Origin of the sequence: Solidesulfovibrio carbinolicus (assembly GCF_004135975.1) — a bacterium.
Taxonomy (GTDB): domain Bacteria; phylum Desulfobacterota; class Desulfovibrionia; order Desulfovibrionales; family Desulfovibrionaceae; genus Solidesulfovibrio; species Solidesulfovibrio carbinolicus.
In genome coordinates this window covers 3,641,647-3,662,422 of the sequence record NZ_CP026538.1, presented here as the reverse complement: position 1 = coordinate 3,662,422, position 20,776 = coordinate 3,641,647, and the positions used below count along the sequence as shown (strand labels likewise).

16 protein-coding genes and 1 tRNA gene are annotated in these 20,776 nt (G+C 53.2%); 8 read left to right on the top strand and 9 right to left on the bottom strand.

Translation table 11 applies throughout. The features are described from left to right. The first annotated feature begins 106 nt into the window (after positions 1-106). The 6 genes from C3Y92_RS16380 to C3Y92_RS16355 all read left to right on the top strand — a co-directional run bounded on the left by C3Y92_RS16380 (position 107) and on the right by C3Y92_RS16355 (position 4,546). A tRNA-Pro gene (locus C3Y92_RS16380) sits at positions 107-183 on the top strand. 189 nt (positions 184-372) lie between these two features. Further along, positions 373-729, top strand: a complete 357-nt coding sequence (locus tag C3Y92_RS16375) for a hypothetical protein (protein ID WP_129354338.1) — start codon at positions 373-375, stop codon at positions 727-729. Beyond that, positions 729-1,403: a dTMP kinase gene (locus C3Y92_RS16370; protein ID WP_129354335.1), complete on the top strand. Its 675-nt coding sequence runs from the start codon at positions 729-731 to the stop codon at positions 1,401-1,403. The genes C3Y92_RS16375 and C3Y92_RS16370 overlap by 1 nt, the downstream gene beginning before the upstream one ends. After that, positions 1,396-2,262 carry a radical SAM protein gene (locus C3Y92_RS16365; protein ID WP_129354333.1) on the top strand — a complete coding sequence of 289 codons (867 nt, stop codon included), beginning with the start codon at positions 1,396-1,398 and terminating at the stop codon, positions 2,260-2,262. The genes C3Y92_RS16370 and C3Y92_RS16365 overlap by 8 nt, the downstream gene beginning before the upstream one ends. A gap of 17 nt (positions 2,263-2,279) precedes the next feature. Beyond that, a complete protein-coding gene (locus C3Y92_RS16360) occupies positions 2,280-2,600 on the top strand; it encodes a hypothetical protein (protein ID WP_129354331.1) in 321 nt (106 codons plus the stop codon). Beyond that, positions 2,597-4,546: a caspase family protein gene (locus C3Y92_RS16355; RefSeq protein ID WP_129354329.1), complete on the top strand. Its 1,950-nt coding sequence runs from the start codon at positions 2,597-2,599 to the stop codon at positions 4,544-4,546. Before C3Y92_RS16360 ends, C3Y92_RS16355 begins: the two co-directional genes overlap by 4 nt. Before the next feature lie 559 nt (positions 4,547-5,105). On the opposite strand, the gene C3Y92_RS16350 is transcribed toward C3Y92_RS16355, so the two are convergent. The 8 genes from C3Y92_RS16350 to C3Y92_RS16315 form a co-directional block, all read right to left on the bottom strand. Beyond that, the gene (locus C3Y92_RS16350) at positions 5,106-5,492 is read right to left on the bottom strand and encodes a helix-turn-helix domain-containing protein (protein ID WP_129354327.1); all 387 of its coding nucleotides are present in this window, start codon (positions 5,490-5,492) and stop codon (positions 5,106-5,108) included. Positions 5,493-5,836: 344 nt separating this feature from the next. Then, positions 5,837-7,372: a toprim domain-containing protein gene (locus C3Y92_RS16345; RefSeq protein WP_129354325.1), complete on the bottom strand. Its 1,536-nt coding sequence runs from the start codon at positions 7,370-7,372 to the stop codon at positions 5,837-5,839. A 314-nt stretch (positions 7,373-7,686) separates the two neighbouring features. Next, positions 7,687-9,261, bottom strand: a complete 1,575-nt coding sequence (locus C3Y92_RS16340) for a DNA primase family protein (protein ID WP_129354323.1) — start codon at positions 9,259-9,261, stop codon at positions 7,687-7,689. Between the two features lie 84 nt (positions 9,262-9,345). Next, positions 9,346-9,579 carry a hypothetical protein gene (locus tag C3Y92_RS16335; protein WP_129354321.1) on the bottom strand — a complete coding sequence of 78 codons (234 nt, stop codon included), beginning with the start codon at positions 9,577-9,579 and terminating at the stop codon, positions 9,346-9,348. A 108-nt stretch (positions 9,580-9,687) separates the two neighbouring features. Next, entirely contained in the window at positions 9,688-10,518 is an 831-nt protein-coding gene (locus tag C3Y92_RS16330) for a hypothetical protein (RefSeq protein WP_129354319.1), read from the bottom strand. A gap of 172 nt (positions 10,519-10,690) precedes the next feature. Further along, positions 10,691-11,881: a Fic family protein gene (locus C3Y92_RS16325; protein ID WP_129354317.1), complete on the bottom strand. Its 1,191-nt coding sequence runs from the start codon at positions 11,879-11,881 to the stop codon at positions 10,691-10,693. Further along, positions 11,878-13,119 carry a tyrosine-type recombinase/integrase gene (locus C3Y92_RS16320; RefSeq protein WP_129354315.1) on the bottom strand — a complete coding sequence of 414 codons (1,242 nt, stop codon included), beginning with the start codon at positions 13,117-13,119 and terminating at the stop codon, positions 11,878-11,880. The genes C3Y92_RS16325 and C3Y92_RS16320 overlap by 4 nt, the downstream gene beginning before the upstream one ends. A 614-nt stretch (positions 13,120-13,733) precedes the next feature. Beyond that, positions 13,734-14,804, bottom strand: a complete 1,071-nt coding sequence (locus C3Y92_RS16315) for a GNAT family N-acetyltransferase (RefSeq protein ID WP_235669515.1) — start codon at positions 14,802-14,804, stop codon at positions 13,734-13,736. 122 nt (positions 14,805-14,926) lie between these two features. Here C3Y92_RS16315 and C3Y92_RS16310 point away from each other — a divergent pair, with 122 nt between their 5' ends. Beyond that, positions 14,927-15,796: a CoA transferase gene (locus tag C3Y92_RS16310; RefSeq protein WP_129354311.1), complete on the top strand. Its 870-nt coding sequence runs from the start codon at positions 14,927-14,929 to the stop codon at positions 15,794-15,796. Between the two features lie 270 nt (positions 15,797-16,066). Here C3Y92_RS16310 and C3Y92_RS16305 read toward each other — a convergent pair whose 3' ends face one another. Beyond that, positions 16,067-19,864 carry a PAS domain S-box protein gene (locus C3Y92_RS16305; RefSeq protein ID WP_129354309.1) on the bottom strand — a complete coding sequence of 1,266 codons (3,798 nt, stop codon included), beginning with the start codon at positions 19,862-19,864 and terminating at the stop codon, positions 16,067-16,069. Positions 19,865-20,076: 212 nt separating this feature from the next. Here C3Y92_RS16305 and C3Y92_RS16300 point away from each other — a divergent pair, with 212 nt between their 5' ends. Then, on the top strand, positions 20,077-20,547 hold the full coding sequence (locus tag C3Y92_RS16300; protein WP_129354307.1) for an SRPBCC family protein: 471 nt from the start codon (positions 20,077-20,079) through the stop codon (positions 20,545-20,547). Positions 20,548-20,776: the final 229 nt, after the last annotated feature.

The following is a 20,776-nucleotide window of genomic DNA, read 5'->3' as shown; positions in this document are numbered from 1 at the left end:
GGGCTGGCAGGGCGAGGCAACGCGTGTCCGGAAAAGGAATTCTCGCGGGCCGGAAATTTTAGCGTTGACAAAACGCGAAATGGGTTCTAGTTTCCGCTCCTCGCGTCGGGATGTAGCGCAGTCTGGGAGCGCACCTGAATGGGGTTCAGGGGGTCGGAGGTTCAAATCCTCTCATCCCGACCAGGAATTTAAAAGGGTTAGCCCGTAAAAGGCTAACCCTTTTTTCTGTTCGGAGTATTTTTGTCCCCACCCTGTCCCCATTTTTGAGCGTTCATCTTGCTGATTGCCGAGTCGGTAGGTTAGTATCTGGATACCGGGAATTGGGGGGCTGTAGTGGTTAAAACCCATTATATCGGGTTAGGAGGTTTCCCTGTGAGCGCTTTAAAAGATAAATTATTCCAGAACTGGACATGTCTTGCGTCAGGTGGTTTAACTGAAGAAAAATTGAAGATGTTGTTGACCAATGAAGAAGTTTCTCTTTTGAACAAATGGTATGATGACGCACGAAGTGTTTCCGAATCTAATTCTGGCGAGTTAAGCTTAAAAGATTTGTGTGACGTTGCAAGCACTGTCTTGAATAGTGTTGATACAATCGTCTTATATCCAGTGGATATGCGCCGTCAAAAGATCAAGTCGTTAGCAAATGAAAATTTCAAAATTTCTGAAGATGTCTTAAACCAGTTGTATGTGACCTGTCATGTCATCGGAAATCTTGTTGAGTATAAGTGATGACAAAAATTATTTGCCTCGAAGGCATTGATGGAGCCGGGAAAACTACCCAAACGAAAATGTTGTGTGAATATCTCGAAGGAAGAGGCCATAAAGTTGGCTCTCTATCTTTTCCTGTGTATGACTCTTTTTTTGGCGTTGAAATTGGTCGGCGTTTGGCAGACGTGAAAAAGGAAATAGGCGCTATTGAACCAAAATCGATGGCTCTGTGGTATGCGCTTGATCGATGGGAGGCTATGGCCACCAATCGTCATCTCTGGCATCCTCCGTATGACTTTTTAATACTGAATAGATTTACCCTCTCAACTATAGTATATCAATCGCTAAGGGCGAATGATACTTTACTCATGCCAGCATGGGTAGCAGAATTGGAGCATGAACATTTAAAAATTCCGATGCCTGATTTGTATATAGTATTTGATGTGTCCGTGGCTGTGAGTTCGAGCAACGTTACCAAGAAGGGGCAACGAGATTATATTGAAGAGAGTCATGATATTTATGAGCGTGACAAGTCTCTTCTGGAGAGAGCAAGAGAATTTTATATTCAACTCTCCAACGAATCGTCGAATATTGAGCTTGTTAATGCTTTTGCTGACGGAAAGTTGCGTCCTAGAGAAGATATATTCAATGATGTAAAGAAGCTGGTGAAAATGGTGTTTTGCTTGAATGGTTAAATATAATGAAGAAACCAATGAATTGGATTGGTTCTCGGGAGAGAGTAGCTATATCTCTTCTCCTTTGCCGTTCTTTGTGTGGCATATTACCGATAGGTGCCCATGGCGCTGTCCTTATTGTTTTGCGAGGAAATCTGGTAAAGATTTTCCTGCCAAGTATATTGAAAAGATAGTACGGCTTTCTAAAAAAATGGGAGTTTTGAAGGTTGATCTCTCTGGCGGAGAACCTCTATTGAACTATGATTTGTTTGACATTGTCAACGGTTTAGAATCGCAAGGGATAAAGACTACATTGACAACAACTGGATATTCTACGTTGGATAAATTAAAGAGATTATCCGAAATTAAAAGTAAATTTGCTAGAATAATTATTAGCCTTGATAGTAGTAATGAAAAGCAGCAAGATGCCTTGCGTGGCGATGGATACTGGAAGACAATACGCACTTTGTTAGATGTTCTAGGGGGAACGTCTTCTTATAATCTTAGGGTTAATACTGTTGTTTCAAATAGATTTATAGAATCAAATCAATGGCGCAGTCTTTTGAAAATGATAGAGGGGATCGCCCCTAAAGAGTGGTGTCTTTTGCAACCGCTCTATTTTCGGCGCGTTTGTAGTATGAAAGGCTATCAAGTGGCCGATGATAAGTTTGATCGATTTGTTAAGCAAGTAAGCGGTTGTCGAGGAAAAGTAAAAATAATAAGCCGTCCGCGACTAGTTTATGGGCCATATTGGGTGCTGGATCAAGATTTATTTTTTCGACAAAAAACTGTTGAGAATAGCTATGAATCAGGATTTAGCATCTTTTCCTCTCCGGCAGTTGGAAGGGCAGTCGTTCTTAACTCGAGTCATAGATTCTGAAAAAAGGAGACATTCAGATGAAGATCGAAAGTGTTTCTAATTCATTGGATACTTCAAATTTTCTTAAACACCTTGCAGATTCATTGCAGTCTCAGATCCCCGATTTGGATTTAAAGAGAGAATCTATACCGTCGGAAGGAAAAGGAGAAGTTTTAACTGCCCTTGTTGTTGGCACAGTATCGGGTGTTTTCGCGAACATAATTTCCTCAACTCTTAAGCAGTTAGCGAAGTCGTTTTTTCAAAATGACGTAAAAATTGAGATCGCCATCAATGGCAACCCTGTTGATATTCAAGTCACTACAGCCAAAGAAATTTCAACAATCATTATTAAACAATGATTCGACTGTTGTCTGTAGGGGTGGCTTCTTGCGTCTGTGGAGGCCACCTTGCTTTGCCTTGTGCAATTAAAGATGCTGAGTTGATTTATAATGCTTTCTCGGAATCTTTTTATGGTGACTTTGATCATTTGAGAAGTCACATTCTTGTGAATCCTACTAGGAGCATACTTGTTGCTGCCGTGGGAGCGCAAGCTGCTTCTTTGTCGGCAGATGATATTTTTGTTTTATATGTAAGTAGTCATGGGGACATGATTGGTTCGCGTCTTGAAATTCAATTGCATGATTATGAAGAAGGTAAATTCAGCGGCTCTGTGACACCGGAGGAGTTAGACTTACTTTTTTTGAAAGCATGCTTCAAATCTAAGATTTTTATATTGGATTGTTGTTATTCAGGGCTGGCTGGTGCTGTTTCTGAATTTGATGGTTATAAAAGGTCTGCTACGGCAATAATTACTTCGGCTGCAAAAAATAGAGAGGCTGCGTTTGACTCTGAAGGCAGTTTGTTTACAAAATACCTTGCTAAGTCGATATATTCCACAAGAGAAGATGCGAAAGCTTCTTTGTCGCTTATTTTTGATTATGCTGAGGAAATGACAAAAAAAGATAGCCTAGATCAAACACCATTGATTTTTTTACCTGATGGAGTAAAGGATGTCGTTTTAAATAGTAGGTCGGAGGAGATGGGTGTTGATGAAAATAATGAGCAAATGTTAGCCGATAAAATTCGCAACTCTTCGCGGTGTGAAAGAAAAAATATTTGGAATTCGTTGCCTTTGTATGGTGAAAAAGTTTTTTTTAGCGTTCTAGACTTTTATTTAAAAGATAATTTAGAATCGCTGTGGGATGTAAGGAGAGCGATTGGAAATTCCTTGGCGTCAATAAAGTATCTTACAGAACAGCAGAAAACATTCTGTGGAAAACTTTTGAGTCCAACAAGTCATTGGACAAACCAATGTATAGGCGTGATCGGGTCGAGATATTTGCCTGAATTAGACATGCGAGAGTCTTATTTAGAAATTTTAACACGATCTGTGCCGGTAGAGTTGAAATGGCTCGTGTTGTTGTACTATACAGACAAATTATCTTCTTTTGTTGAGGCGGAATTTAGATTATTTCTATCGGCATTTTCAAATACTACATGGGGTGCTCTGGAAGTATGGGCACGTTTTTATAAGAGTATGCCGAAGGAATTTTTGAAAGAGGCGATTGACTTGATGTTGGCTTGCCCTTGTCTTCAAGACTCAAGAAAAAAGAATGATTTTTTGCTTCACTTGAGTATATATTTTTCAAACGATGTTGAGGAAATTTTAAATGACTCTGGTATTGAACTTGTGCAGTCTTATGATTCTGACTTTCTTGATATTGTGAAGGGTTTGTCGCCTAGAGGTGTTTTGCATACGTCTGGATTATCAAAATGGGTGCACTCTTTGCTGTATGGAACTTGGCGCGATGACACAACGTTTGCAATGAGTCGTATTCTCTCTGCTTTAAACAGGGAAATGTTTGTTCAGTTTTCAAATAATTTAAAGAATTTTTCTTCCGCAAGTTTACAGGTTGCTTTCTTTGAGTCATTAAATTTGACTAAGCAACCTCCTGAATTGATCTTTGAGAACATGCAATGGGGTCTATTGAGCCCGCACCCGTGGGTTAACCGGGCGACAATCTCTTCTTTTTACAGTATGTTTTATTTGCTATCAAGTCAAAGCAAGGGACTTCTGAAAGAATTGCTCCAGACATCTTTCGTGACAGTGGACGACAAGTTATATCCTGGGTGCCTCGATCTAATGTTTTTTTACTCGAAACTTTATAGTTTAATGTCTTTGAGTGCGGAAGACATACCTCGGTCTTATAAAGAATGTTTTGGAAGTGTAAGTCCAGATGAGAAACGATCTCTTGCAATTTGTTTAAATAGCGAAGGGATTGATTTGGCTAGTCTTGTTTCTTAGGGGGATTGTCCGGGTGTGCTGCAATTTGTGCAGCTATTCTCTTCGGTTGGTGTTCGGTTTGAATTTTTTTGTTGCGTTTGCATGATTTTCTGTCTTGGGTCACTATTGATGTCTGTTGGGGCCTTTGGAAAGATTCTTAATTGGCAAAGCTGCTTGTTACTGCTTTTTCCTTGTTTTCCTCTCAAGACAGCATGAGGTTTTGGTCCAGGCCAAAACCAAGGCCACGGCCCCGCCCTATTTCTCGTCCCGTTAGAAATAAACGGGTTCATATTCCGCTCAACTCCGCGCCTCCTGCCTCCCGGGACCGCTACGCAAAGAATGAAAAGAGGAGACATCGGTGCGGCTATGTCGTGGGTCCTTCCTGGAGGCGTTTCGTCAGGGGTCAAAAGCAGCCCGAGGGTCGCCGCTGTGATGTGGAAAAAATGGCGTGGAAAAATGGAAATGACTATCGACTTGTGCATGTTGCACCAAGCTTGCCGGCCGTGGCGATGCCCGAACCCCTGGCCGCCGACACGGGGAAGAGTGCCGGCCCCTGTCCTTGCCGGGCCATGCTGCCGGATCATATCCCCGCGCCGTGATCGTTGAGGACGCGCCGCCAACGGCTGACCGTGGAGCGGTTGAGGTCAAGGGCGGTCGCAATGTCGGCGTCTCGCCGGCCCATGCCGAAAAGCACCAGCATGGCCGCGATGTCCTCCGGGAACATTTGCGAACCGGAAAAGACGCTCCCCGTGATCGGGGTAAACCGGGTGTCGCAGGCATCGCACTGGATCATGCGCCCGGCGAAGAACCGGCGCACGGCTCGGGTGTCCTCAATGGGGCGGTTGCAGCTTGGGCAGGCGGGGCCAGACGGGTGGAGTTGGCGAAAGAGCCAGTCCCGGCAGGCCTGGGGGTTGAGAAGCTGCGGTATGTCCTCAATGGTGGGCGGCAACGCGGCTTTTGCTGGCATGTCACTTCCCTCCCCGGGGGCAGATTGCACATTGCTGGGAGCCTTCCGGTCCCATTGTCAATTTCAGGACCACACGAAACATGGCTGTCATGCCTCGGGCGGCAGCAAGTGCCTTTTCGAGAGATTCCCAATCATCGAACACCGTAATATCTTGTTGGTCACGGCAAAGGCTCTTCTCTCGAATGGACAGGACATGGCACTTGACAGGGGAACGAGAGACATAGGCGTGAAACTCAAAGGAAGAGCAGCCGATTGTAGCCGCTTCAAAAAGGATTCGCTTCCCATTGAACACAACTGTGGGTTTCCCGGTTCGCTGTAAAACTACTTGTCCCATATGACCTTCTTTATTTTGCTTGCACGGTCTGCCGCACGACGCGGCCGGCCTCGTTAAGTTCAAAGACGACGGTCCCGTCCTCGGCGATGGTCACGCTACCGACGTTCGGCTTGCCCCAGGCCGAGGCCCAAGCCAGCCCCCAGCCGCCGCACGGAAATTTGAACTGGCCGGCGCGGAAAAGGCCGGGCCGTGTCCAGCCATGGGCAAGCAAGGCGTCCAGATGGGCCAGAATCCAGCGACGGCCGCTTTTGTAGCTGCGGACCATGTCCGGGGTCGGTTTTGATTTTCGCGGCCGGGAAAGCCGCCTGTGCGCATTCTGGCCGGGAGCGTTGACCAATGCCGGCGGCGAGTCGGGGGTATCGTCGCGGTGAGGGCATGGGGCGATGGCGTTCAGGGCTGGGGCCTGGCGTGGTTCTTGCGCCTCTTCATCTTGCCGGGCTGGCTCGGGCCTTGGCGCGGGGGCGGCGATTTTGACCGGCCGCGTCGGCATGAAGCGGGGGGGTAGGCCGGCTTCGATCCAGGCGCGCAAATCCCATCCGGCGCGCCACGCATCGGTCGGGTCTTTACCTTCGGGCACGGGCCAGATGCGGAGCTTTTCGGGCGGGTAGTGGGTGGCCCACCATGTCCAGGCCGCCTTGTCGCCGGCATCGTCGGCGTCGAGGGACACAAGAATAAACGCCGCCGTTTCAAGGCGGGCGTGGGCCTCGGCGTCCGGACGCAAGGACGCCGAGCCAAGGGCCAGGACGTTGACAAGGTCGCCGGCTGCCTGGGCGAGAAGGAGCCCATCCAGTTCGCTTTCCACCACGATCCAGGCGGCGGCCGTGCCGGCGATGGTCAAGGGCGCGGTATTCTTGGGCAGGCTCGGCAGGTAAAGATATTTGGGCTCGTCCTGGCCGGGGTTTGGGCGGCGAAACTTGATGCGTGCCGGCTTGCCCGAGGCGTCGAGGACCGGCAGCACGAGGCCACGGGGGAGCCACAACATGCGGCGCTTCCCGTTCGGCTTGAATTCCTGGGGCAGGCCCCAGGCGGTACGGTCACGGTAAAGGTCATCGGGGAGCCAGCCGACATGAAAGCGGGCGGCCGTTTCGGGGGTCAATCCGCGTTCGGCCAAGAGCCAGGACAGGGCGTCAGGCGTGGCTTGGAGTTGCCGCGCGGCCCAAGGGATGAGCTTCCGCGCCTGGGCTTGCCATCGTGAGTTGGGCAGTTCGCCGGGTTTGGGCGTCCACGCGGGCGTGACCGGGGTCGGTGCGTCTGGCTCACGGGCGGCGCTTCTGCCGGATGGCGCGGCCGGCGTCAGGCCAAGTTCGCGGCAGGCCTTGCCGTAGCCGAAGCCCTGAAACTCTCGCAAGAACTGGATGGCATCGCCCTGAAGCCCGCAGCCCCGGCAGTAGAATCGCCCCAGGCCGTGCTTGCCCTCGCCGCCGCACCAGATGCAGAAGCGGTCATTACCGCCGCAGGCCGGGCAAGGGCCGGCAAATTCGGTCGCGGTCTTCTGTTTGGCCGTAAACCCCATGCCCTGGTACAAGCTCAAAATGTCGTTTGACATAAGCTTGTTACCTCTGATTCTCGGGTAAGGCTGGAAGAGCGTGCCGGGCGCGACTGTCGAAATGTTGAGTGCTTAACCTATTGTTATTAATGGATGTGCGACATTCGAGAGTTGTGCACCCCTTTCTTATATATATACCCCATCTCTTTTTTCCCTTTTTCTCTCCTATAGAGAGAAGTGAAAGAAAGTCGAAATTCGTTGTTGCTGATTTCATTGATCTAATCTGGCGAGACTTCGAGAGTTGCGACCCGACCCCACGCGGTCTTTCATCGTCAGTAGTAGGGATAACAGATTGATATTTCATGCTATTAGCCTCAAAAAGAACTTTTCAGCCGAAGCCCAAGGTAGAAGTGGTGGCGTCCATCGTCATCCTTCTCAAATTTCCCGGCCATAGCTTCGCAAAACTTCCGTCTTCCCAGGGGCTTGGAATTTGAGCCGAATTCCTCCACGTGCCATTGCGAGTAGGCTTCATGCAGGGGCTTGGCCTGTTCCCGGTGGTCCTTTCCGATCAGGCAGCAGGCGCGGACGAAACTCTCAAGATAGTCTTCGTTAAGCCTGTAGTTTTCCAAGGCTTCCCGTGATGAAAGGGGCGGATTGAATTTCTGTCCGTTCCCTTGCCAGGCGATACAGCCCCGGACGGCCCAGGCCAGAACGGCGCTTTTGACCTCCTCTTGGCGCAACTGGTCCTTGAGGTCAGGATTAATCGGCCTTTCGTGCGGCTTGGTCGGGTGGTCCTTGAAAGCGTAGGGGAACTTGAACACGTGGATGCGGCCCCACATGGCGTCTTCATCAATGCCGATCCGGGCCAAGTGGTTGGACGCCAGAAAGAGCGTGTGCGTGGGCTCGAAGGTGACAGGCTTGGCGAAAAGGCCCCGGGCAACCAGGGTGTCCCCGCCGGTCAGCCATTTTAGGCGGGCGACCTCGAAGTGATCCGACTTGCCCGACTCGGACAGGAAGGCCATCCGCAGCCCTTGCAGCGCGGCCAGCTCGGGCGTCGGGCCAAGGCCTTTGCCCTTTTTGTCCTCCATCAACAGCGCGGCCGGAAGCATCCCCGCATAGTTGCCGAAGACGGCTTTGAACGTCTCCAGAAGAAGCGTCTTCCCTGAGTCGCTGAACTTGGAAAAGAAAATGGCAAAGGCCTTTCGCTGTATGCCTGTAATGGCATAGCCAACGAATTGTTGAAGATACTCGGCCATGTCGGCCGGAAGTAGGCTTTCTATGTAAGCGTTCCAGGCAGAATGCTCGTAGTGCAGCCCCCTCCATACAGCCTGGGCATACTTGGTGCTCATATCCTGATGCTGCCCTTCACGATCCTGCCCGGTCCGCAAATCCACGCGGCAATTGAGACAGTGCAGCGCCCACGGGTCCCGGTCGAAATCGGCGTTATCCCGGGCCAGGGAGTCCCGGCCCGTGCGCATCAAATCCGTCAGGTTGTCCAGGCTGTGCTTGCCGGAAAGCCGTTTGAGCGCGGAAATATACTTCTTCCTTGCAAATTCGGCCCGGCCTCGATCTTCTTTGCTGGTATCCTGCCGATATGCTTCCGTCGTCAGGGCGTCCCGCTGCTGCTCAAGCTGTGGGCGCAAGGCTTTTTGCAGCGCCACCTTGATTTGCCCGGCGTGGTCCTCGGCGAAAAAACCGCCGCCTGGGGTCAGTTCGAGGAAAACGCCGCGTTGCATGTCGTAGGCAAAGCGGTTTTTAAGCGCTTTGACGCCGAGATTGGCCAGCCCCACTTCCTCTTCTTCGGAGACGGCGCGCCATAGCTCTTCAACGGGGAAGACCACGTCCTTCGGCTTGGCTGGTGGTTTGGCGTGCTTGGTTTTCCCCGCTTCGGCCCGCGCCGAGGCCCGGCGCGCTGCCTCCTGGGGGTCTTTCTTCGATGGTCCGGCCATTGACCTGCTCCAAGGCTTTCGAGAATTGCAGGTTTTGCCCCTGCCCGGTGCATTGAGAGGGCGGAGCTTCCTTGTGGTCAGTGGCTATAAAGCCCTGGTGGTCCGTTCCCGGAGAAACGCGACAAGGTCGGCACGGCGGTAGCAAGCCCGGCCGGCGACTTTGAAGAGCGGGGGGCCTTGTTTTAAGGCCGCGAGGTTGGCGAGTGTTTGGGGCGTGAGCGGAAAGCCGAACTGTTTGAGGTCGGTGCGCCGCACCAGGGGCGGGCATTCCTTCTCAAAGTCGGCAAGGAAGTCGGTAACGGTGGGATCGTGTGACATGGGACAACCTCCAATCATTAGGTTGTCCCAGGGAAAATCACATGTGGGTGTAGACGAAAATCACCCGCAAAGGCTGTGCGGGTACCTTCATAGGCTGTGAGGGTACGTCTATTTTAATCTTTTTCTTCTGTTTTTAAAGTGTTTTAGCTTTTCTGTGAGGTCGGGGATTATTTTTTGACCTTCACCCCATGCTTCCCAGTCTAAGTGGAGGAGTGGGAAGCATGGGGCGGGACGCCAAGCCTCGCCTGTTTCAAACATAGGTCTCTGGGAATTTGCGTTCGTATTGTGCGTGACGTAGTTTTCTCCAAACAATCTAAAGTGTTCGGCAATGCTGAGTAGTGTGACGATATTTTCCTCGCCAACAAGTGCAGTTATTGGGGGAGGGCCATCAACGTATTTGTGTGGTTCTAGATATTGCATGGCTGTCCAAAGATGAGAAACATTCTTATATTTTGACCAAATACGGTCTATGGTCGAGTTTGAGTGGCTTATTTGTAGATTGTTCTTTTCGGCGTCATGTTGAATAAAAGCCCTGGCCTTGTTGTAGCTTGGCTGAATTACGTTGGCCTTGTTCATGCAGTATATTTTGTGAAGTATTTCGCCGGCTATGAGGCCTTCTTTTTGGGATTCTTTCATGCTCCTAAATAACCCATCAATGTCTATTGGAGGTGGGGATATTAGTGCTTCGATGAAGTTGGCATCGACTTTTGAATGCATTTGAGCAAAGACATCGGAGGTATTCGATTCTGAAACCATGGAGGCATACAATAATGCTGTGGATTTTTTTCTTAGTCTTTCGCTTTCTGGACTAGGAAAGCACATTGTTGATAATAAATAGCAGGCAGATAGCATCGAGTCGCAAAAATCATAGCCAGACAGCGATAAGATTGGCGGAGTAAATTGAAGCTCCTCGAATTTCATTCCGAATTGCAATTCCATCCTCCAAGCCTCCCGTCGCTTGCTCCTGCCATGAATCCCCGGCCAAGCCGTTCAGGAAGACGGCCTTTCAACCCGGTTCGCGAGGCCGGGTCTAGGCCGGGGAAAAGTGGGGTCGTTTGTTAACGCTTGCTTTAATCGCTAACGCTTGCGTTAATAAAAAAGGCAGTTTCCTTTAATTGGCGGATTTGTTGTCACCCGCGACAATGTCCAGGATGCCCGTTGCCGCGTAGGTCTTGGCCGTGCCCTCGGCCGTCACTTGGCGCAAGGCTCCGATGGCTTCCAGCTTGGCTACGGCGGCCTTGGCCGAGGGATAGGACGTGCCCAGGACCTCGGCCGCCACGGGGATGGTCAAAATGGGTTGGTCAAAGAGGGCATCGGCCAGACGCAGAACCAGGGCCGAAGCCCTTTCCTTTTGCAGGGTGTCCCGCCAGCCGGCTTGCAGGTCTTGCAGGCGCTTGGCCCGGGCAACGGCGTCCCGGGCTTGGTCAGCCACGCCATGCAGGAAAAAGGCTATCCAGGCCCGCCAGTCGCCGTGGGTGCTGACAGCCATGAGCAGCCGGTAGTAATCCTCTCGCCGTCGCTCGAAGTAGACGCTCAAGTACAAAAGCGGGTGGGGCAAGAGTCCCCACGAGACCATGAGCAACGGGACAAGCAACCGACCGACGCGGCCGTTGCCGTCAATGAACGGGTGTATGGCCTCAAATTGGTAGTGGATGCAGGCCAGCCGCACCAGGGGCGGGTAGGCGTTCCCTTCGTGCAGGTATTTTTCGAAAGCGGCCAGGGCCTCGGTCATCTCGGGCACGGGCGGCGGAACATAACTCGCCGTGGCAAGGAGGCAGCCGGGCGGGCCGATCCAGTTTTGTGAACGTCGAAACTCGCCGGGCGTTGCCGTGTCCCCGCGAACGCCTGTCATGAGCCGGGCGTGGACTTCGCGGATAAGACGCAGGCTTAAAGGCAGGGTCTCCAGGCGTTCCAGGCCGTATTCCATGGCCTGGACGTAGTTGAACACCTCCCGCACGTCGGACGCCTGCTTTCGCGGGCGCACGCCCGGCAACAGCAGTTGGCCGGCCTCGTAGCCGTAGAGGTCCGCAAGATCGGCTTGAGTGCCTTCGATGCGGGAGGACAGGACAGCTTCCTGGCGCATGAAAGGGCGGACCAGCAAGGACGGGTTGGCGATGGCCCGGCCAAGCCCCGCCAGCTCGCCCAAGGCCCGGTCTGCATCGGAGAGGGTCAAAATCAATTCAGGGTCCAAGCCGAAGGCCGGAGGCAAGGGCGTCGGAACAAAGGCGTGGTAGGCTGCTTCGCCCTGGCCAACGCGCATGACCTGGCCGGAAGCCTGGCTGGTGAATGCTTCGGGCCTCATGAGGTTTGCCGCCTCTTGTGCCCGTCGCCCAGGCCTACCACCTTGCTTTCTTCAGTTCGGGCCGCGCTGCCGGTTTCGAGCCCTTTGACGGCCCGGCGCAGGCTGTCCGGCGAAAGGTGGCTGTAGCGTTCCGTCATGGACAACGTGCGATGCCCCATAAGCTCCTTGACGCTGTACAGGTCCGTTCCCTGTTCGACCAGCCAGGACGCGAACGTGTGGCGCAAGGAGTGGAAAACTACCTTTTGCCGGGAATCGGTGATGCCCTCGTTAAAGCCGAGGTCCTTGACTGCGCGTTCAAAGGCGTTGGAGACGTAGGAGCGGCGAACACCTCCCCGGCCGGGAAAGACGGCATCCCCGGGCCCTCCCCGTGGTCTGGCCGCGAGAAGTTCGCGGACTTGCCCCGTCATGTAGGCGATGCGGGTTCGGCCGTTTTTGGTGTCCCGAAGGGTAAGCGTCTCCCGGTCAAGGTCCACGTCCGACCACATGAGGCTAAAGACCTCCCCGGCGCGAAGGCCGCAATGCAGGGAGACCAGGGAAATGGCGTGCAGTTCGGGGCTTCGCTTCGCCAAGTGCTCAAGGAGCTTGGCGGCCTCTTCCCGGGTCAGGAACCGCAAGCGGCGGTTGTCGGTCTTGGGAGCTTTGACTTTGTTGGTGGGCGAGACGCACGCGGTCATGTCGCGGTCCCGGGCGAAATTGAAGACTTGGCGCACGACGCAAAGGGCGTAGTGGGCACTTCTGGCCGAAAGTCCGGCGGCGGCGATGTTCTTTTTGATCCGCTCCAGATGGAACGGGGAAATGTCTTTCAGGGGCACGTCGCCAATGACCGGGCCAACCCACTTTTTGAAAAGGCCCTTCTCGGTTTGGACAGAGTTCGGCTTTTTATTCTGCCGGGCGCTCTCCAGGTAGACGCCTTCGAAGATGGAACCGAACGTGACGGCCTCGGTCTCCTGGATGGCTTTTTGTCGGGCCTCGGCTTCCTCCCGGGTCTTTTCGAGGTCGCGCTTGGCTTGTAGGGTTTTAGGCCCTTCGCCGGTCACGTGGGCTTTTTTAAGATCGGCCAGGACCACGGCGGCCTTTTGGGCGGTCCAGCCCTCGGAGCCCCAGCCAAGGCCTTCCTCGCGGCGTTTGCCGTCCGCTTGGCAGCGAATGGCAAAGTAGCGGTCAGGCTTGATGCCATGTTTGCGTTCGGGGTGCTCCCGGTAGCGCACGCCTGGGAAGCTGGTTTGATGCCATTTCATGCTTGTGCTCGCGCGCGGGGCTTGTGATTTGTCCTGTGAATTCGGACCTGTCCCCGTTTTGGGCCGGTTTTTCATTGTGCTCGACCGGATTAAGCTGCAATTTCAATGCTGTCCCCACTCCGGGCGTATGGGCCTGGGGTGGTCCCTGATTTTTTGTTCGACTATCAGGGGGTCGTTCTCTGTCCCGTCCTGTCCCCACCCTGTCCCCACTTTTAAGGTGAAAGGGGGGTATTTCGGGGGAAAGTCCGGTAAGAGTGAATCACTCGGGAAGTCAGTGATGTCAAGGCTTTTGGGATGATTCGGGAAACTACGGGAAAGCCGCTCGAACTGAATGGGGTTCAGGGGGTCGGAGGTTCAAATCCTCTCATCCCGACCAGAGATTTCAAGGGGTTACGGAGCCAATCCGTAGCCCCTTTTCTCGTTGGATAACCGGGTGGATAACCTATTGGCCTGGGATTCCTGGGAAATGGTTATCCGGGGCGACCCAATGTCCGAATGTCAGGGGGTCGGAGAAGGCTCGTGGAAATTCAGTGCGTTCGCGATTTCGAGGGGAACCTGGGCTTCAACGTGCTCCCTGGTTTCATCGAAAAATGTCTGTCCCTCCGAAAAACAAGCTATCCCTTTGAAGCCTTGCCCCAGCCCGCCTGGCTCATCGTGACGCGGCGTTGATCGCGTTCGGCCAGGGCGACGACGGCCTGGACTGAGTCCCCGTACAGCCGAAGATCTTGGAATGACGACGGTGACCTGCGACGCTGCAACATGAGGGCGTCCGTCTCAAACCAGTAGGGCATGAAGCCGCCGAAATAATAGCCCCGCGAATTGAGCGCCGCTATTCCCGCCGGAGCATCCGGCCGCCCCAGATCGAAAATCACCTGGACGATGCCGTCGTCTCCGGCCTTGCGTTCCAGGTCGGACACGATCCTTTCCAGATCGCGACCCGGCTCGTGAACCCAGACCTTGATGCAGGCGGCTTTCTCGAAATCGATGATCTCGACCCGCGAAGACTCGGGCAAAGTCGCTTGGGAAAAGTCTTCGATCTGTCTGTTCAGGCCGGCCCTGGCGCAAAAGTCGACGTAGGCCGCGCGGTAGGCGGCGGGCAGGTGGACGGTCTGCGGGGTGAAGAGCATGGGCTTGACGGTCAACACGAGCGACGTCCGGTCCCCGTGCCGGTAGTCGTCGGAATAGGCTTTGGCAGGAATGGCGTCCATGGCTATGCCACAGGGAATCATGCCGGTGGTTTCGCACATGCGCTGCGAAAAGGTGTGGGTGCACACGGCCTCGCCGAAAATCGCCCCGGCTTGTGCCATGCCTGGCAGCCGTTCCATGGCCTGAAGCCAGAGATCGCGGGCCATGCCCTTGCTGCGCTGGTTTTTGAGGATCATGAGCTGGGCAAGTTCAAACAGACGCGGCCAGGGCGAGCATCGGTAGATGCCGATCATGCCGAGCACGTGGCCCTGACTGGATTTGGCCACCACGGCGTGCTGGGCTCCCGAGGCGTACCGTTGGGCGATCTCGGAAGGATCGTAAACGTAATCGAAGGGATGTTGGTCGCCATAGACGCTGTAGGTCAGCCGGGCGACACCGAGCGCATCCTGGGGGGAAATCAGGCAGATGGCATAATCCTGATCCGGGGGGACTTCGCTGTCTCCCAGGCGGTGCGCCACGATCAAGGCGTCGCGGTCCATGGATTCTCCCTTGGTCCTCCCAGACGGTTTTGAGGGAAGACAGATTGCAGCCCGCACTTCGCTTCTGGACTTTATCCTGTCAAAGCGACTAGATCAGCTAAAAAGAGCAGGATCGGTGAGCCATGGATATCTTGCGCGGCATTCGGGTCGTCAATCTTGCCCTCAATCTCCCTGGCCCCCTGGCGGCGAATCGCCTCGCCCACATGGGGGCAGAAGTGATCAAGGTCGAACCGCCAGCCGGCGATCCCATGGAACTCTACAGCGCCGCATGGTACCGGGAAATGGCGGCAGGGCAGGAACTTGTCCGGCTGGACATGAAAACGCCGGAAGGGCAAGCGCGATGCGGCGAACTGTTCGCCGGAGCCGACCTGCTCATAACTTCCAACCGCCCATCGGTGCTCGCCAGGCTGCATATCGACTGGGAAACGCTGCACCCGAGGTTCCCAACCCTCTGTCAGGTTGCCATCTTTGGTTACCCGGAGCCTCGCGGCGACGTGGCTGGTCACGATCTTACCTATCAGGCGGCCCTTGGGCTTTTGTATCCGCCGAACCTGCCCCGCACGCTTCTGGCCGACATGGCTGGCGCGGAGCGGGCTGTTTCCACAGCGCTTGGGCTGTTGTTCGCGCGCGAGCGTTTTGGGCGAAGCGGCTTTGCGAAGGTGGTGCTGTCGGACGCCGCATTAGAGGCGGCCGCCCCCTTGAGGTACGGGCTTACCCGTCCTGGCGGACTGTTCGGCGGCGGATCGCCGGAATACAATATCTATCCGGCGAAGGACGGTTTCGTCGCTGTTGCTGCCCTGGAGCCACGTTTCCGCGAGCGGCTGTTCGCCTATCTCGGCGGGGTGAGTACGGCCGGGGAACTCAGCACGATCTTCGCGTCCAGGAACGCTGACGAATGGGAACGACTCGGAGAAGAAGTCGACATTCCGATCGTCAAGGTCCTTGCCGCAGAGGGGACGTATGTTGCCGACCGTAGGCGTTGGCGGCGTTGATCGCCTACTCAACCTTTCCAAAGATCGCTTCGACCAACCTTTCAGCTTCGGCATCGCGGTGACAGTGGTCAATGAATCCTTCCGGCAGCATGGCGAGTAATTCTTCAAATTTCTTGCGGGGTACGTTCGCAGTAACCCAAGGTCACTTCGTTTCGTACTGACGACGGGAAACCTTGAGGATGGCCCAGGGTTTTTCCTGCTTGAGCAACTTCAACATGGTGATAGTATAGCATTAGAGATTGTTCTCTTCAAGTTTCCGGTGGTCTTCGATCATCTGGGGCCAAGAACTCGTTTGATGACTTCTTTTAAGTCTTGTATGTCCACAGGTTTGGCGATGTAGTCATTCATTCCCGCCGCAAGAAACTTCTCACGGTCTCCAGCCATGGCATAAGCCGTCATGGCAATGATGGGAACATCCTTTTTGTCATGCCCTGCTTTTCCTGACCGAATTGCCAAGGTGGCCTGCACGCCATCCATGATGGGCATCCTGATGTCCATCAAAACAAGGTCTATGTCCTTTTCTGAAAGAACTTCTATGGCCTGTTGTCCGTCCGTGGCGACAATGACGGCGTAGCCGTGCTTTTTCAATAATGCCTTGACAGTGACAACGTTGATGTCTTCGTCCTCCACAAGCAAAACCTTGTAGTGGGCAGGGGAAGGATGCGAAGACAAAGGTATATTTGGGAGAGAAACGGCTCCGGTTGCCTTTTTTGAAGCCCCAAAAGGCAATGACAGGTAAACGGTCGTTCCCAGCCCTGGAGCGCTATCGATGGCAATTTCACCTTCTAATAGACTGACAAGTCGTTTGACAATGGAAAGTCCAAGTCCTGCTCCTTGAAAACGGCGAGTGTAATTCCCCTCACCCTGTGAGAAAGGCTCGAAAATAAGTCCAAGAATTTCGTCGTTGATTCCAATGCCTTCATCGCTAACCATGAACAAGATTCGTTCTTGTGCAACTTTTGCAAATGGCAGCAGGTAGGCCTGGACGCAAATAGTTCCTTGGTCAGAAAACTTTATCGCGTTTCCGACAAGGTTAAAGAGTATCTGTCTGAGCCGAACCTCGTCCCCGAGAACAAATGAAGGCAATTGTTCATCAAGGAAGAAGCGCAGTTCCAAATCTTTCTTACGAGCCGTAGCTGCGAGTAGTCCGTCAACGGAATCGAACATGTCCGCTAAAGAGAACTCGTCAATTCTGATGTTGAGTTTTCCAGCCTCAATTCGTGAGAGATCAAGGATGTCCGAAAGAAGATTTGTCAATCGTTTTGAGGCTGTAATTGCCTCGTCGACATACTCTTTTTCCTCTGCGCCGAGAGGGGCTGTCTCGAGAAGCTGAAGCATGCCCAAGACGCCGTTGAGCGGTGTCCTGATCTCATGGCTCATGTTCGCCAAGAATTCGGACTTGGCGCGGTTGGCGTTCTCTGCAGCTTCCTTGGATTTCATGAGGTCATCGATATCGATTTCGACGCCATCCCAAATGGTGTGGGCGTTCAGCATGCGTCGCGGCGCTGAGGTGAGAAGATGCCAGCGAATTTCGCCTGATGGCATTTTCATGCGAACTTCAGCGCTAAACGTCGACTTGCTTTGTATAGCTTGGTTTTCTCGTTCAGCTAGAGCCGCCCTGTCTTCTTCAATAATTTGACTGTAAAGAATATTTGCGTCAGCCAAAACCTGCTCCGGGGAGACTCCGTGGAGTTTCATGACCCCCGCGCTCAAATAGGTAAAGTGGCGTAGGGTGCCGTCTGTTCCACTGTCTAGCTGATAGACCATGCCTTGGGGGAGGTTGTCGCTCAGGGAGGCCAACTGTGCTTCTCTTTCACGAAGAGTTGATTCGGCTTCTTCGCGGTCGAGCACCTTCCATACAGCATCCATGAGCAGGCTGAGTTGATAAATGTCGGTGTCGGTGTACTCGCCTTCCTTGTTAGCGACTCCCACGACAGAAACGATTTTTCCTTCCCTGAAAACGGGAATAGTCATGTAGGAATATAGCTTTGCGTGGCCATCAGGGTAGCCTTTTTTCAATGGATGGGTTGCTTGAAAATCGTTGATGACAATAGGTGATCGTTGGCGCACAGCTTCACCCCACACCCCGGTACCTTTTAATTGGTAGTGGGTATGGGGTTTTACGATTGTGCACTCATGCATGACGTCCCTTGACCAAGAATTCAGGGTGAGGCGCTCAGTTTCCTCGTCGTAGAGGTAGATATAACCGAGTTTGCTTTCTGTGAGACGGATCGCTTCGTGGAGGGCAAAGTCGAGGAACTCTTGAGGTTCAGTGAATGGATGCTGTAGAACCTCGACCAGGCTGATTAAACGTGACTCGTTGGCGCGTAGCTTCTCCTCCATGTGTTTGCGCTCGGTAATGTTTGTGAACATGGCGAACGCGCCGAGGAAGGTTCCTTTGTCGTCTGTTAGGGCCTTTGCAGAAACAATAGTCCAAAGAATAGATCCATCTTTGCGTGTCAGTCTGCGTTCATATATGTCGCTTGCTCCGGCATGCCGGGCTTGCATCTTTTCAGTATGCTGGTCAAGCTCTTCTGGAAAAATGAAATCTTCTACCTTGTGTCCTATTATTTCTTTGACTTCATATCCGAGCATTTCGGCCATGGCGTGGTTAACGAGTGTAATCACATGCTCGGCATTGATTGACCAAATGCCTTCGTTTGCGGTCTCGACTAGGCGTCTGTAGCGATCTTCGCTGTCTCGAAGAGCCTGCTCAGCTCTGCGGCGCTCAGTCACATCCACGCCAAGGCAGGTGACGTCTATAACGTAGCCCTTGTGGTCCAAAGTCAGGGCGTTTGCCCAAGAGATGACACGCTTTTCTCCAGAGCGCGTCATGATTTCGTTTTCATATGTAGAGAAACCATGAATGTGCTGCTGTGACATGACGGCATTAAAGACACTTCGGACTTGCTCGCGAACGTCGGTCGGGATGAAAAGATCAAACCAATCTAGCCCCAAGATCTCTTCTTCGCGCCATCCCGTCAGGTCAAGAAAATACTGGTTGGCAAAAAGGACCTTGGCCTTGACGTCAAGAGAGATACCTATTTGCGGGGTATTGAGCAGGACATGACGCCATTTTTGCTCGGATTTGATCAATGCCTCTTCAAATGCCTTGCGTTCGGTGATGTCGTGAAAGACACCTAAGATGAGCGCCCGCCCCTGCAGATGAAAAACGCTGGCACGAACCAAGGCTGTTCGGATATCGCCGTCAGACCGGCTGAAGCGGACTTCCTGGACTTGGTCAGGGGATGCTACTTGTCGACAGAATTGCGGCGTCTTTGTGTGAGGAACGACATCCCCGGCCGGATGAAGGTCGCTTTGATGCATCCCCAGCAGTTCCTTGCGCGACCGATGAAATAGTTCCTCGGCGGCGGGGTTGCACTCGACGATGATGCCTGTATCCGTCTCGGCGACAAGGATTGGGTCCATGACCGAGGCGTACAGAGCGCGATATTTTTCCTCGCTTTCTAGGGTTTTGACCTTCTCCTCTTCTCGAGCGGCCCGGGATGACATGAGCTTTCCCAAAAGGGACGTGCCCAAAGGATAGATCAGCAACACCGGCAGGGTAATCTTCGACAAGACATTCCAAGCGATGTCCGATGGGAGGGTCAGCATCAACCCTAGCATCGCCAAGTGGATAGCCAGGCCGAAGATCAGGAGTTCCCCAAAAGAAAGGCGTGCAAGGCCGCTGCGTCGGAAATATCTCCACAGAATGCCAATCGCTCCGGATGCCAGGATCACATAGACGCCGGTCCAAGCTCCGGGACCTCCTTGGTGAAGGCGGTAGGCTGCGGTGATTCCCACAGCGATGGTCGTGGGAATCAAACCAAAGAAAAGCCCCGAAATGCCGAGGAGTACTGAACGGGTGTCAAAAACCACCCCTTGCATCAATGTCCAGGGCGTAGACATGACCACGAGGCCGACTGCTCCGAGCAGGAGACCCACAAGCCATTGGCGTGGCTTTGCTTCTCCGATTTTCCAGCGAGTCGCTGTGACGTCGAAGAGCAGGGCCACCGCTAAAAGCAGTGAAATGTTGTGTGCAAGACCTGTGAATAGTTTGAATTCCAAAAGCTACTCCCAAGTTTCTGTGGTGGCCAAATTTTTCATGTTTGAGGCAGTTTACAACTCTTTTTAAATACTCTGAAGTGAATGCCCGGGGCAAGTGTTTTTCACAAGTTCTGAGATTACTCGGCTCTGTTTATGTCGATGGCAGGGCGTAATGCGAAATCTAACACGAGTATGGTTAGCCAAAATATCTCCTTGAACAAAAAGGATAACTGATGGCAGTGCAAATTTTCCAGATCAAGCAGGTCCAGGTGCTGCCGATACCGCTTGCCGATGCGTGGACCTTTTTCTGCGATCCCCGAAATCTGGGCGCGATCACCCCGGACTGGCTCTGCTTCGACATCCGCTCGGAGGTGCCGCCGTGCATGTATCCCGGCTGCATCATCGAGTACCGGATCAAGGCGCTTGCCGGCTTACCCATGAGCTGGGTGACGGAGATCACGCATGTCGTCGCGCCCAACTACTTCGTGGACGAGCAGCGTTTCGGCCCGTACCGGTTCTGGCACCACCAGCATCATTTCCGTGAAGTGGGCGAGGGTGTCGAGATGACCGATATCGTCCACTACGCCATGCCCTATGGTATTCTCGGTCTTGTCGTCCACAAATTCGTCGTCGCGAAAAGGTTGGAGCAGATATTCGCGTTTCGGCTGCGGAAGCTTGTCGAATTTTTCGGTTACGTAAGGTGAAGAACCAAAAAAAGGAGGGCCTTGCGACCCTCCCCATGTCTAATAGATGCTCATTTGTTCAAAGTAGTATTCTAGCGGTCGGCATAAGGGCCGCGCTTTGTTTTTGGGGAATGGGTGGGGATTTGCCCCTGGGCCTTTGGAAACGGCCCAGGGAGGGGAGGAGATCGCGCGCCTGGGGGCTGTCCGGGGCAGGGGCTTGGGGCGGGGCCAGGGGTTGAGGGCTGCGGCG

Bases quoted from the DNA above. Each gene is read 5' to 3' on its own strand.
- C3Y92_RS16360 (WP_129354331.1), top strand. From the start codon at position 2,280: ATGAAGATCGAAAGTGTTTCTAATTCATTGGATACTTCAAATTTTCTT.
- C3Y92_RS16300 (WP_129354307.1), top strand. From the start codon at position 20,077: ATGGCAGTGCAAATTTTCCAGATCAAGCAGGTCCAGGTGCTGCCGATA.
- C3Y92_RS16330 (WP_129354319.1), bottom strand. From the start codon at position 10,518: ATGGAATTGCAATTCGGAATGAAATTCGAGGAGCTTCAATTTACTCCG.
- C3Y92_RS16350 (WP_129354327.1), bottom strand. From the start codon at position 5,492: ATGCCAGCAAAAGCCGCGTTGCCGCCCACCATTGAGGACATACCGCAG.
- C3Y92_RS16340 (WP_129354323.1), bottom strand. From the start codon at position 9,261: ATGGCCGGACCATCGAAGAAAGACCCCCAGGAGGCAGCGCGCCGGGCC.
- C3Y92_RS16365 (WP_129354333.1), top strand. From the start codon at position 1,396: ATGGTTAAATATAATGAAGAAACCAATGAATTGGATTGGTTCTCGGGA.
- C3Y92_RS16315 (WP_235669515.1), bottom strand. From the start codon at position 14,804: ATGGACCGCGACGCCTTGATCGTGGCGCACCGCCTGGGAGACAGCGAA.
- C3Y92_RS16320 (WP_129354315.1), bottom strand. From the start codon at position 13,119: ATGAAATGGCATCAAACCAGCTTCCCAGGCGTGCGCTACCGGGAGCAC.
- C3Y92_RS16370 (WP_129354335.1), top strand. From the start codon at position 729: ATGACAAAAATTATTTGCCTCGAAGGCATTGATGGAGCCGGGAAAACT.
- C3Y92_RS16335 (WP_129354321.1), bottom strand. From the start codon at position 9,579: ATGTCACACGATCCCACCGTTACCGACTTCCTTGCCGACTTTGAGAAG.
- C3Y92_RS16310 (WP_129354311.1), top strand. From the start codon at position 14,927: ATGGATATCTTGCGCGGCATTCGGGTCGTCAATCTTGCCCTCAATCTC.
- C3Y92_RS16345 (WP_129354325.1), bottom strand. From the start codon at position 7,372: ATGTCAAACGACATTTTGAGCTTGTACCAGGGCATGGGGTTTACGGCC.
- C3Y92_RS16325 (WP_129354317.1), bottom strand. From the start codon at position 11,881: ATGAGGCCCGAAGCATTCACCAGCCAGGCTTCCGGCCAGGTCATGCGC.
- C3Y92_RS16355 (WP_129354329.1), top strand. From the start codon at position 2,597: ATGATTCGACTGTTGTCTGTAGGGGTGGCTTCTTGCGTCTGTGGAGGC.